Annotated in this window: 8 protein-coding genes; all 8 read right to left on the bottom strand. The window is 60.4% G+C overall.

Translation table 11 applies throughout. The features are described from left to right. Positions 1–117 precede the first annotated feature (117 nt). Positions 118–2,754, bottom strand: a complete 2,637-nt coding sequence (locus WDJ58_RS25810; RefSeq protein WP_338918431.1) for a VWA domain-containing protein — start codon at positions 2,752–2,754, stop codon at positions 118–120. A 239-nt stretch (positions 2,755–2,993) separates the two neighbouring features. Further along, positions 2,994–4,469, bottom strand: coding sequence for an AAA family ATPase (locus WDJ58_RS25805; RefSeq protein ID WP_338918430.1), 1,476 nt, complete (start codon positions 4,467–4,469; stop codon positions 2,994–2,996). 348 nt (positions 4,470–4,817) lie between these two features. Then, on the bottom strand, positions 4,818–6,203 hold the full coding sequence (locus WDJ58_RS25800) for a helix-turn-helix domain-containing protein (protein WP_338918429.1): 1,386 nt from the start codon (positions 6,201–6,203) through the stop codon (positions 4,818–4,820). Between the two features lie 90 nt (positions 6,204–6,293). After that, positions 6,294–7,484 (bottom strand): restriction endonuclease, encoded by a 1,191-nt coding sequence (locus tag WDJ58_RS25795; RefSeq protein ID WP_338918428.1) that lies wholly within the window; start codon positions 7,482–7,484, stop codon positions 6,294–6,296. 486 nt (positions 7,485–7,970) lie between these two features. After that, complete coding sequence (locus WDJ58_RS25790; protein WP_338918427.1) at positions 7,971–9,479, bottom strand: hypothetical protein; 1,509 nt, start codon at positions 9,477–9,479, stop codon at positions 7,971–7,973. Positions 9,480–9,672: 193 nt separating this feature from the next. Then, positions 9,673–10,482 carry a DUF6166 domain-containing protein gene (locus tag WDJ58_RS25785; RefSeq protein WP_338918426.1) on the bottom strand — a complete coding sequence of 270 codons (810 nt, stop codon included), beginning with the start codon at positions 10,480–10,482 and terminating at the stop codon, positions 9,673–9,675. A 53-nt stretch (positions 10,483–10,535) separates the two neighbouring features. After that, on the bottom strand, positions 10,536–11,474 hold the full coding sequence (locus WDJ58_RS25780; protein ID WP_338918425.1) for a DNA polymerase sliding clamp: 939 nt from the start codon (positions 11,472–11,474) through the stop codon (positions 10,536–10,538). A gap of 375 nt (positions 11,475–11,849) precedes the next feature. Then, positions 11,850–12,824, bottom strand: a complete 975-nt coding sequence (locus tag WDJ58_RS25775) for a transcription initiation factor IIB (RefSeq protein ID WP_338918424.1) — start codon at positions 12,822–12,824, stop codon at positions 11,850–11,852. Positions 12,825–12,835 lie beyond the last annotated feature (11 nt).

Genomic DNA, 12,835 nt, shown 5'->3' with positions numbered 1-12,835 from the left:
ATTTCGAGACGACCCAGTATCGGGTCTACCTCACCCCCTTGTGATCGATAAATCAAGAACGAGATTGGACAGAACAAGGCACTCGAGGAACACTACTGTCGACTGACGATAGCAGATTCACAATCCGGTGAGGAGACTCGCAAACTGATCGAGCCGATCGTCGATTGCGTCGATATCGTACACTGCCGCCTGCCGCTCGTAGTACGGGGCCAGCGCTGAAGCGTCCGGCGCGAGCGTCCCCGGTGCGCAGTCAGTCGCGACCGTTAGCGAACACACCGGCGCATACGAGTCTCGGAGTTCGTGTTTGACGGCCTCGACGTCGCTCGGGCGGTCATCAGTGATGGTGATGATCAACGGCTCGTCACGCTGGGTGTCCACGACCGTCCGGGCGAGACCGATCGCCTCGGCCAGGGGCGTCCCGCCACCACAGTCGGTATCGAGGAGCGTCGTCTGGACGTGACGCGTCTCGACGGCGAACGGTTTCGCGAGACGGGCCTGACCGTCAATGAAGTCGACGATGGCGACACGAATCCCCAAGCCTTCGGCAGCGACGGCGAGCCGGGTGACCGCCCGGGTGGCCACCTCGATCTTCGCGGGATCGCCATTGCGCATCGAGCCCGATCGGTCCAGCACGAGCACCAAGGCGTAGCGCTTCTCCCGGCCGGGCGTCGGGGTCTCACAGACCCGCGGATCGCCGATTGCGAGTCGGTGCCCGGCGCGGGTATCGTACTGTCCGGCTGTTAGACCGGTCCGGGTTCCCCGCTGGCGTTCGAGTGTGAGTTCCTTCTCGAGGACCTGCGCAACGCGGGCGGCGCCGTCCTCGACGGCAGCCCACTGAGCGGGTGAGACGATGTCGTCCGTGACCGGGGCGAACACGATGTCGCCGAGGCTCTCTGGGCCAGCCCCGCTCCCCCTCGCGTCGTGCGTCTCAGCCGCGGACTTGGGCCCGTCACCAGAGTACTGTTCACTGTCCCGCTGCTGCCGGTCGAGCACGCCATTGAGCTCCTGAAGTTCACGTTCGACGGCCCCCCGGTCGACCTGCTCCCGTGCTGCCTCGCGCTGGGCCGCCTCTCGATCGTGCTCAAGCCCCTGCTCGTACTCCGCCGGCGACGGTGCGACCTGCTCGTCGCCGCCGTGAGCCGGCCCCGGCGACGGCTCGTCCGCTGCTTCGTGATCGATATCGCCGGGGCGACCGTCTATTGGTTCGTCCTCACTGGACGGCTTTGGGTCGCCCATCCCGTCGTCTTCTGGGCCTTCCTCGGAGGGCTCGGGCGCTGCCGATCCAGACTGGAACGCCTCAAGCGAGGTCTGCGCCGGGCTTTCATCCTTGTCGGCATCTGTCCGACCATTTTGAGGACCCAACGGAGACGAGCGATCGCCTCTGTTCCCCGGATCGTCCCGGTCTTCGCGGGCTCGCTCGGCAGCCGCCGCGAGTGCTTGCGGTCTCGATGGGTGATCGTCGAGCTCTTCGCCCGGCTTGATGGCTGGTTCCGACCCTGATTCTGAGTCGTCGTCCGCCCCCGGCAGATGATCGTCACGATTCTGGCCACTCCCTTTCTGTTCGACTGGAGGAGATGCGGGATCGCCGGTGGGTTCATCGAGATCTGACGGAGGTGAACTGACCGAGCCGTTCGAATCATCTATGTCGGGGTCTGGCGTCACCGTCGGGTGGTCGAACACGTCTTGATACGGATTCTTTGTCTCCTCGCGATCGAGCGAGACGCCGGCTGCCCCAGGGGTTTCAGCCGGGTCGTCCTGTGGTGGGGAGCAGTCATGACCGTCGTTCCTTGAGGTGGTATCCTCGTTCCCCTGCGAATCATCGGTCGGCTCGACGGTCCCTGCGACGACCGGCTGGAGCGTCGACGTCCAGGTGTCGATGACGCGGCGTGCCCGCTCGACCGAGGCGGTCTTGTCGTGCGTGTGGGTTGCGTCGTCGAGGTCGACGCCCCGAATAGCGAGGGCATCAGCAGCGAGTTGTTCCAGCGCATCTCGCACCATCTTGAAGGCGATCTCGTCGGCCTCAGAGACGAAGCCGACGCGGTCGTCACCCTCGTCGAGCAGGACTTCGGTGGTGCCGGTCGGGTACACCGCGGCGTCGTACAGAGCGGTGGTCACAGCGTCCCAGAACGAGAGGCGTGCCTGCTGCCCATCTCTGAGGTCGTCGGGAGTCTGCGAGTGGATTCGGCGGGTGAGTTCGAGCCGGATCTCGGTAGTGTCGCTGAAGTTCGCGCCGTGGACCGCCTCGTGCTCGATTGCGCCGTCCTCGACGATGTTAATCAACTCGTGGACGTGCTGATGGTATTCCGGATCGACCTCGGCGTCGAGCAACGTGGCGATTGGGGCAATCGCGGTCTTGAGGATGTGAAGGAGCTCGTGGAAGGCGAGGCCGAACTGGTGGGCGTGGTCGGCGGTGAGCTGGTCGTTCAGCGGGACGCGCTCCAGCGGCGCCGGCGCAGTCGTGATGAGGACGAGAAATTCGGCGTCGACGCCCTTGAGTAACTGAGCGGCTTTCCGTCGTTCGAGTTCGGTAGCGTCGCTACTGACGAGCGCGTCGACATCGGCGGGCAACACCGCCGCCGTCTGAACTGTAGGGGTGAGCACGATCTCGATATCGATGCTTGGCGGGAGATGACCCTGAAGAAAGGACCGGAGCCGGTCGCGCCGACCGGCTGACGCCCGAACCCGGGCGTGGATGTCGGGGGTGAAGGTTTCGACGAGGGCATTCGAGTCGCCGGCGGAGTTGGTCTTGGACATGATGAGGAACGGGAGGTGTAACTTCTCCGCTCCCTTGCAGGCGCTAAATCTGCAAAAGCAGTTACCCCACGACCTTTGGAAGTGATCCTGTTGTGGGGTAACTACTGGATTCAGTCCTGAACCCAATCAACGACGTCAGTGCGGGGACGGACCCAGGATGCTCTACAGACTGGGACAGCACGCCAACTCCATCAGGTACTGTGGATTTCCATAGAGCCCATCACTCGTTGAGATAGCTCTCAGAGGTAATCATCGAGCGTCTCGTAGGTATCTCCGGGATACTGATTTGGCTCAGCAACCGCCCACACCTCGTTCTTCACCGCGGCCTTCGGCGCGGCGCCGTCCTCAATGTGTTCGCAGACGACCACGAGGTTCCGCGTCGACAGCGTGGGCCAGTTACCGTTCTGGCGGGTTTGATGGGCGAACTGGACGATCTTCCTGAGAGTGCCTCTGTCTACGACACTGTAGCCGCTGTTGACCTGAGCATCCAGCGTGTCGAGTTCGACCTCAACGTCTTGGATGTAGGGCTGTTCGAGCGCCCGGAACCGCCCCCGGGTGGCGGAGTTCATCGGCTCGGAATCGCGGTACTCCCTGGTTGGGGGGTTCATCGTGATCACGATCCGCGCCGACGGATGGGGTTCGACCAGCTCGCCGTGAGCCTTCACCAGTAGTTTCCCTTCGTTGAGCAAGCGATGGAGCGCCATCGCGGCGCCGGCTCGCATCACGGGGAACTCGTTGAGCACCAACACCGAGCCGTTCAGCAGTGCCTGCTTGGCGGGGCCGGTCCGAGGCACAATCAGACCGTCCTCGGTCGGCGTCAGTGGTCCGAAGAGGTCCTCGGTGTGGGTCGCCTCATCACAATCGATGGAGACGTATCCCCGGTTTGTCTCGTGGCAGAGGTACTTGATCAGGTAGTTCTTTCCCGAGCCGCGCGGCCCGACGAGGCGGACGGGGACCAGTCCGCGAGCGAGTTTCTTCGCGAGCAGTTCATCGAGCGGGAGTTGGAGTCGCGGTTCGATGGGGACAGCCGGCGGGACGACCCCACCGGCGTCATCGACAGGAAGCGCGTCGTCGCCAGCGTCGGGGTGGGTCGCCGCCTTCGGCACGTCAGGATGATCTGGATCGTCGAGGACGTGCAGGCCGGTCGCTACTGGATCGTCGGCGTTGCGATCGACCGCGCTGACGTACTGCGTCTCGAGAGCGTCGGGATCGAGCTCATCTGTTCGGTAGACCGGTTCGCCCACGGCGACATCGGTAGTCGCAAGATCGACCACTCGGGCCACGCCGCGGTCCGTCTCGGTGTCGAGCCGGCGAGCGTATCGCTGGGCGGCAGCAGATGCGAGACGAGTCCCGACAGGGACGTGCTGTGGTGCCTCCTGGAGGATAGCTGCCGCCCGACTCTCGGTGAGCGTCCCGGTCAGCCCAACGAGGTCGTCGACACCGGCGTTAGCGAGGTCCGCGAACGTTTCGTAGCCCGCCTCCCGGAGGGCGTCGTCGATGCTCTCGGTGACGACGCTGATGATGGTGAAGTCGGGCGTGTCCACCGCGGCCCCGAAGGCCGCGACGATGACGTCAGGTTCGGGACCGTGGGGAGTGACGCCGGTGATCGTCGTCGTTCCGCCCGCACCTCGCTCCAGCGTGTAGATCCCGGTGTCGACACCCTCGTCGATGAGGTCAGCGGCGGCCTGTTCACCGATATCGACGTAGTCGCTCACTCGAAGGGTGACTCGTTCGAGCGGGACCTGGCCCCCCTCACGTCGGAGGAGTCGTCGTACGAGGTGGCTCAAGACGGCCTGTTCGTCGGGCTGGCTGTCCGCGTCGTCGCTAGTTGTGGATGACATGGTATGGGTGCGTTCTGGAGCCTCCGAGTCGAGGCGCAATCACTGCCTTTTTTGGAGTCTCCGCCGTTCGATTGGAAGCGAGAAATCGGCGCGTTGCCTCAAGATTAGTCTCAATTAGTCCAGCTGATTCAGTTAGTATGATAGAACCGCTCTGCTGCATACAGAGGATGAGTTCAGCGGGCCCGCCACATTCCCCCTGAACAACGGATTCTCAATACCCCGCTATGCCTCGAAGTTCGAGCGGATTCTTTCATCTAGATCATCACTCATATCATCTTGGTATGCCAGATATGTCTCAGCATTCCTCATCCAACCTTTCAAACCAGATGGACTGGCTTCTGGAGACTCGATAATAACCGAGCGAAGCTCAGAACAGGCCGTCTCGATTACATCTATCAGTTCTTCAGGATCCATCGTCGACAAGGTCCAACCCGGCGTCTCGAAACCGTCTGCGGCCGTAGTACCTGTCGCCCTCAAAGCGTGATCAGGTTCCGACTCTTCTGCACATCGGAGGACTATCGATCCGTGACCTCTGTAGGAACGGTCGTTCATCCCGGTGTAGTCTACGAGTTGCTCTGCCGTATCCTCTGAGCCGAGACAGGCCAAGAGCTGGCCCAGGTAGAGCGTGTGGTTGCTTTCCATAGACCGGATATTCGTGTTCTTGACTGCGTGGAGAAGCGGATCTTTCGACTCCATCCTCCACACCCAGAAGGAGCCGAGATGGCCGTTGTTCCAAGAACTCTGGACAAGGAAGGCCAGCTGCTCCTCAGCTAGATCTAACTGGGCCGTGTTAAGATAGTAGTCGTACAGACTTTCTTCGCTGCAGCTGTGTCGGTCCCTGCGCCTCCATTTGGTCACGTCCGCGTTCAATTCCCGGGATATGCTGTCAAGTTCGATAGGATCGATCAAAGAGGACTGGATGTCTGGTCCGTCTTCGCCGGGACTCACGGGAATCACGTTGTCATCATCTTCCGCCTCGACTTCTCGAATTTCGCCCAGATCCCTGAGGTAGTCAATATTCATCCCGACCACCTGCTGGATCCCATCCGTGATGTAGTCACGCTCTTTCTCTAGGTGGAACTGGACGAAGTCTTGGTAGTCTTCCCGTCGGGCCGGACGGTTTCTGTCCCCATCTCGAATATAGACATCTCCCCGCGATAGTTCAGACCCCAGCTCCCGACTGATAGTGACCGGAGGTGAATCGTGGGCTTCGACGACGATCAAGCAGAGGTACGGCTCCGTATCGTTGTACTTGTGGATCTCGATGTCAGGAGTCGGTGTCAGGTAATCTGCCAGTATGTTCTGAGGCGTGGAAGTATCAACTTCTAATAGACTGGTATATCCACTGAGGTCCTCCGTGGTTCCGACTATGTCGCCGGAGTCATCTACACCGATCATAATATATCGTTCATCCTCGTTCAGGAAGCGGAGGCTGTAATTTGGCTGTAGAGAGACTGTGTTAGCCATCGCGGCGATGTCCTTGATGAAATCCGCTTTCTTCTCGTTTCCACTGTCCTCGTCGATAGGATAGTGGTGTTTCAGGTCAACCCAAGTGTGTTCGTCGCCGGTGAGTTCACCGGCCAGCTGTTCTACCTCCTCCCTAAGCATCTCTTATGTAACGAACAGATTCTTGATCATCAAATAGACTGTGCAACTCAGGAAAGATCTCAGTATTAAAATTGGGTCAGAAAGGACGTGTTATCGGTCGCCTTCCTGCAGAACCGTCTCTCCGTTGGAGTTGTAGGTTCCGAGCGCCCACTGACCGTCTTCGATATTTGGGGTATCGCCTGCCCCGAACTCTCTCCACAGTTCGTCGAGAATCGGTTCAAGATCCTTTATCACTTGCTGATCTCCGATCTGCAGCGTGGCGTACTCTGTGGTGTACCGGTCAGTGTCGATAGTCTTCGGGGCTCTGTGGAGACTGCTGCCTAGGTCGTTCGGCGTTACCAGTTTGACGTCGCCGGCGTCAAGAAGAGATATCCATGCGAATGCGGTGCCGGAGAAACCCATCCCCGACAAATCTTCGACCGTAACCCTTGCCGCCAGCACAACGGATGCGTCAAGACCAAGGCCCACTTTTTCTTGGATGAAACCCTGTAGCCAGATATCGTCGTGTTTCTCGTGGAAGGCGTCAACAGATGCTGATTCGTACAGACCGTCATTCTGAAGAACGGCATAGGAGTGGTGTTCGCTACCGGAGCCTCCGCTTCCGTATGAAATTGTGTACTTGCCCTTGGGTTCCCCGTAGGAAGTCAGTCTCTCGAAGAGGACGGCCGGTTCCGGGATACTCCCTGACTGAGCTTTGTTCTTCGACAGCACGCCGTTCGGGATGATGTGGAGGACGACAGCAGGACCTTCAATCAGCTTGCTGGCATATCCTTCCCGGGCTTGGATGTTTTCTATCTGATTCTCCAGTATTTCGTTTATTTCTTCGATATGATCGTGGTCCTTCTGCAGGTCAACGTCGAGAAGGTCCTCGGCCAAGTCCTGGCTGTTCTGTCTGAGTTCTCCGAGAATCTCTTCCCGGTGATGAATCCTCAGCTTCCAACCATACTCGTCCCTGATCTCGTCCTCCATGTCTAGTTCCTGCCTGCCGCCGACATCTTGGTTGGTGACGAAGACGAAGAGGTCGTAGTCTTCTCCTCGCTCCTCCTCAAGATCCTCTACTTTCTCTGCATCACTCCGGAGCTTCTGTCTCCATGTTTCCTGGACGCTGGCGTGGGCGATACCCTCCCTACCACCTAGTTCGACTTGGCCATCCCATCCTCCGTCAGGGCCTGACCTTCCGCTCTCATGAACGTTGTAGCCCTGTTCCCGTAGATACGCCATAGCAAAATTCTCGAAAGGATGGCCTCGGATACTTGCCAATGCGTACTCCAGTTCGTCCATACACTCCGATTGCTTTCCCTGTAGCAAAATGGTTCGCAACCCGCTGGTTCAAGACAGAGAACAGAGGCGTTGCCGCTGCTTTTGTAAGAGCTCCTATCTCAGACAGAGGTAAGACGAATCTAAGAGTTCTAGTTAGCAGAGCGATTTATCCCTCGCAGAGGGAGATGAGGCCCCAAGGCCTCGGGAATTGAGGCCTCACAGCCCTGGCGGTCATTGGCTCCAGCTTTTTTGTGGGCTATACAGCCTTCGGAAGGGACGGGGCTTATGCCGCCTCATAATTGGATGTCAATTGATCTCAAGCCCCGCTTCGAAAACGGAGCATGATCCCCTCCAATTATACGTTATCGCTCGAAGGTTTCAATCTTATTACGCTGCCTAAAGTGAATGACTAGCTCGAGAGTACAGCCCAGCGCTGAATTAGCGCTGTCTATTCAGCACGGTCACTGAAACATATCTCTGCGTGATAGTTTCGATAGAATCCTCAGATCAGATATCGTCTAACTGCTGCTGAACCTGGTCGTGGAGTCGCTGGGCTTCCCCGTCCGAGAGTGCGGTTTCCGTGTCGACATCGATGCCCGGGATGTCGACGATGTCCTCGAGGGCATCGCTCAACGTCTGCTGGCCATCTGCGAGGACCCGTTCGGCCGTGTCTTCGACTTGCCGGTCGTGTTCCTGCATGGCCAGTTGGATCATCATCGCTGGCGTCCGAAGCAGCTCGCCGGCGACTTCGAGATACTCCTGATAGGTGTTCGATGCCCACGAACCGGTGTACTCCTCGAGGAGCGCGAGCAGTAGCGACAGCTGCAGGTTGAACACCGTCGGTCGAGTCGTAGGGTCGGCGAGATTGGTCGCCCGATCGGCCGCGACGGAGGCGTATTTCTCGGCGATACCCCAGTAGCGGTAGCAGTCGACAGGCGAGAACGGGAGCGCATCGAAATCGTACGTGATTGCCCGGGCCTGACGTACTGCCCGGTCGACATCGACCATTCGTGTCTCGACGTCGTCGTAGATTGACGCCCACCACTCGTCGATGGGCACCCGGTCGTTCGCACGCTCGTGGGCGGCATCAGTCGCCCGCCCGTAATGACGGCGGGTGTAGCGCTGACCCGTATCGGGAACGATCGTCCCGCTGTCAGGGAAGTACAGAATGGGTTTGGCCCATAGCGTCTGCGTCCCGCGGAAGTCGTAGCCGGACTCGAAGCCGCCGTAGACCACCAGTTCTTCGTTCTCCTCGTCCGCGTTGTCGTCTACTTCGCGCTCCGAACTTGGATGCGACCCGAGGGCGTTGAGGTCAGCCTCGTCGTCGATATCGATCGGTTCGTTTGGTGTACCGATCTCCCGCCGGAGACCGGGGCAGACGACGAACATCTTGAACAGACCGCCCCAATCACGGTAGCTCAGCCAGCCGAAGGCGTTGGTTTCGTCGCGACGCTGAAGCGCAGTGACGATCGGCTGGTACGCCTCCTGCGGGTTGATGATCGAGTATCGATCGGAGGCGATCTGCCAGCGGAACCGGACGTCGTAGCCTAACGCGCACAGTGCCTTCCGGCGCCGGTCGACGATATCCTGGTGATCGTCGACGGACACGACCGGCTCGGCGTCAGCCTGAGCGGCCAGTTCGTCGAGCGAGCGCCCGGTTGTCTCTTCGATTGCGTCGGCATCGAGGCCGTGGACTGCTTCGATAGCGGCGATGTCGACGTCACCGTCAGTCGCGACGAACTCGTTGGTCGCCCAGAGTTCCCCGGAACTGGCTCGTGGCAGGATTGAGAGTGCCTTTCCGAGCGGGGTCACGTCGTCGTCGCCACACCAAGCTTCCGGTGAACACCAGTCGTCTCCAGGGACTGCCTCCGCGTCGCCGTCGGTGACCCCGGCGAACCGAAGCGTGTGCTCCTCGGCGAGGAGTGAGGTAACGGGAACGTGATCGTTCGCCTCTTCGGAGTTACTCGTTGAACCGTTGCTACGCTCGCGTCCTTGCGTGTACTGATCGGTAGCCATGATCTTGTCTCGTGGACTGAAGAGTCCTCGACACCGCAGACGACACACCAGACGTTCGATCGCCCGCTTTCGGACTCTTCACCCATCTGTCGAAGAGAAATTCACTGGATAGCTGGACCGGATAGCCGTTCTCAGAGTGGATCTTGACTCACATTATGCGGGTAATGTAATTATTTACGGAGAGTTCTCCCGACTATTGACTCGGCTGTCCCGAGAGCGTTTGCTGGTCATCATCGTACTGGGGGATGTACCCTTCGCCTCCAAACCACCGGATGAAAACGCCGCGTCGGGATCGGAGCCGATTAGCGGTTGTTTCGCCGATGTTCCTGCGGTCGGTGAGTGTGGTCGCGTACAACACCCAGGCCGCGAGTTCGCCCATCGTCTCGAACTCCTCGGCCAACGCTCGCTTCGCCGCGGCAGCCGTCAAACCGAGATGGGTCCCGACCCACTGCTTCGAGACGGGTTCGTCGGCCGGGTCAAGCGCCCCGGTGCGTATCTCCTGGAGACGACGCAGGTTGCCCCGTCGATTGCCCTTATTCCACAGGATGTCGTCATACCGCCGGGCGAGAGCGATCTCCCCGGCATAGCTCAGACCGTCGATGTCGACTGTCTCGATGTTGACTTCCGAGGGTGATGGTGCCGTATTCTCCGGATACTCGCGGTGGGCGAACTTCGTGCGGAGCCCGTCCTCCTTGAGGTCCTGAGACCGAACTGTCCAGGTGTTGCCGGTCAGTTCGCGCTTCACAAAGTTCGTCGCGAAGAGGTGGTAGTCGTCGACGGCGACTTCGAGGCCGAACGTTGGGGCGAGCAGGGCGATCGCCAGCTGGCAGGCTCGGTCGTCGTCGGCATCGGGGCTCCAGTCGAATCCCCCCGGGGAAACTGGATGGACGAACAGGTGCTTGTCGAGGAGGTCGTCGCCAGCGTAGACGAGACAGCCACCGACGGTTCGCTCGCCGCGATACCTCCGGGCGCGATGCGTGGATCTTCGATAGTTGGTTATCATAGGTAAGATGGGCGCTGTCGATCGAGCTGTGACACGGTCTGTCTCGACGCAACTCAGGTCTCGATCCGCGGCGCGAGCATCCGGGTGATGGTCCCTTCGCCCTCGGCGAGAGCGTATGAGAGTATCAGCGGGAAGCTCTCGCCGAGATCGATCGTCACAGTGGTTCCTTTCGGAATCGTCCGGACCAGCTTCTTCAGGTAGTCCAGACTGAAGAGTGCGCTAGCGTCTCCGGCGGTGACGATGTCGATGTCGTCACCGTCGAGTTCGAGCGTGACAGTGTCGGTATCGCCCTCAGCCTTGACGACAAGTGCTTCGCCACCGTCCTCCATCCGTATCCTGATGTGGTCGGCAACGAGATCGGCGGCCTTCACCCCCCGCTGGAGCGCCTCTCGGTTGACGTTGACCGTTGCGGGCAAGTCGAACTCGGGTAGTGTCGGTTCCGCTCGGATCGTCGTCGCATCTAAACAGGCCAATGAGTAGCGAAGCCCGTCGACTAGAACGATCAGTTTCCCCGACTCTGGGTCGAGGTACAACTGGATGAGGTCGTTCTTGGAAGCGAGGCCAACGGGGTCGGCGAGCCTGTCGAGATCCAGTCCTAACGTCCCCGGACTGGCTTCGAAGGACTCGAACGCCGCCGCCCCGAGTTCGAGATCGTCCATCGCGACATTCGCGGAGTCCACTGCCCGGACAGTCAGTCCGTCCTCGGTGATGCGGACTCGGGCTTCGTCAACGAGAGCCCGGAGCGGGGAGAGGACGGTCTTTAGACGGGACGCGCGGATCGCCGCCCGGAACGATGTCGGTGGCTCATCGGGAACATCGTCGACAGGGGACGCCTTCTCGGCCGAATCTCCATTGGGCGTGTCTGTTTTTGATTCGGGGTGATTGTCCGTCGTGGACTCGCCGTGCTCGGACTCGTCGTCACTCGGTGCCGTGTGTTCTGTATCGCTCTGCTCGATTTCGGGCTCGGGTTCGCTGTCTGGTTCAGTACTCATGGGAGAAACAGGAGCCGTGGCTGAGCGAGACGTGATCAATCGGATCCAGAATCTCGCTCGTTGGCCCCTCGATATCTTGCAGCCGTTAAATGGCGCTCTCGAACCTTCTCACTCTCCGTCTGATGCCGCAGGACTATCACTCCCGACGGACAGGCGGTAGCCAGTCACAGTTCGAACAGAAGGCTTCGTAGATACCCAACACCTCCTGGACCTCCCAACTCCCGATGTCGCGGAACAGGATCCCGGCGCGGACAATCGTGTGCACGTCCCCGTGTCCACAGTTCGGACAGGCTGCCCCGGGAACCCAGTCGGCTTTCTCGAGATCTAAGAACGGTTCGGGGTCATCAGCCGGGGAGGTTTCTCGATCCGACGAGTTCATGCGTTCCCTCGTTGAGACTGGCTGCTCGGCTCGTCGAGGATGGTCTGGAGCTGCTTCCACTGGGCACGGACTGTCATTACGCTGACCTCGGCGGCGTCGGCGAGTTCCGCCTGGGTGATCCGCTCCTCCTGCTCTTGGGCCGCCTGATATACACAGCCCGCAGCGACGCCCGCCGGATGGCACCCGTTCGCGGCGCCGCTGGTCGTCACTTTCCTGGCGAGAGTAACGGCCCGCTGCCGGGTTACCGGTGAGACATCGAGCGTCGAGATCAGTTTGGGAACATACTCGATGGGGTCCATCGGCACCGTCGGAAGCTCAAGTTCCCGGTTGAGCACTCCATAGGAGTTCTGGACACGCTCGTTGGAGACGGCCGACGTCGCTCCCACCTCCTCAAGCGTCCGAGGCAGTCCGGCACACCGACAGGCCGCATACACGCTCGCGGCGGCCATCGCCTCAACCGACCGGCCACGGATGAGATCCTCCTCAGTAGCAGTCCGGTGAAGCTGGCAGGCTTGGTCGCGAAGGCTCCGTGGAAGGTCGAGTGCGCTGACGATCCGTCGAACCTCCGTAAGGCCGTGGGCGAGGTTCTGCTCGGCCTTGCTGGACCACCGCCCACGCCGGTGCTCGCGACGGAGGCGAGCGAGCTGGTGACGCTTCTGTCCCGACAGCGTGGTGCCGTTCGCGTCGGTCCGGTCGAAGCCGATTTCGCCTGACAGTCCTCGGTCGTGGCGGGTCGGCGTCAGTGGTGGTCCGGTTCGTTTGCGCCTGTCGCGCTCGTCATCGTCGAATGCCCGCCATTCTGGGCCGTGGTCGATCGGGCGGTCCTCGACGACGAGCCCGCAGTCCTCGCAGGCCGTCTCGATGCTGTTGGTGTGGACGATCCCACCACACTCCGGACAGGCTGGGCCAGATTGCTCTCCATTGTGGACGTCCTCGTCGAACGTCCGTTCGTAGATATCTCTCAGTGACATGGTTCATGGGG

Source organism: Salinirubellus litoreus, assembly GCF_037335815.1.
Lineage (GTDB): Archaea > Halobacteriota > Halobacteria > Halobacteriales > Haloarculaceae > Salinirubellus > Salinirubellus litoreus.
The sequence above is the reverse complement of the archived record's forward strand: the minus strand, read 5'-3'. Positions and strand labels throughout refer to the sequence as shown.

Bases quoted from the DNA above. Each gene is read 5' to 3' on its own strand.
- WDJ58_RS25810 (WP_338918431.1), bottom strand. From the start codon at position 2,754: ATGTCCAAGACCAACTCCGCCGGCGACTCGAATGCCCTCGTCGAAACC.
- WDJ58_RS25800 (WP_338918429.1), bottom strand. From the start codon at position 6,203: ATGCTTAGGGAGGAGGTAGAACAGCTGGCCGGTGAACTCACCGGCGAC.
- WDJ58_RS25795 (WP_338918428.1), bottom strand. From the start codon at position 7,484: ATGGACGAACTGGAGTACGCATTGGCAAGTATCCGAGGCCATCCTTTC.
- WDJ58_RS25790 (WP_338918427.1), bottom strand. From the start codon at position 9,479: ATGGCTACCGATCAGTACACGCAAGGACGCGAGCGTAGCAACGGTTCA.
- WDJ58_RS25785 (WP_338918426.1), bottom strand. From the start codon at position 10,482: ATGATAACCAACTATCGAAGATCCACGCATCGCGCCCGGAGGTATCGC.
- WDJ58_RS25780 (WP_338918425.1), bottom strand. From the start codon at position 11,474: ATGAGTACTGAACCAGACAGCGAACCCGAGCCCGAAATCGAGCAGAGC.
- WDJ58_RS25775 (WP_338918424.1), bottom strand. From the start codon at position 12,824: ATGTCACTGAGAGATATCTACGAACGGACGTTCGACGAGGACGTCCAC.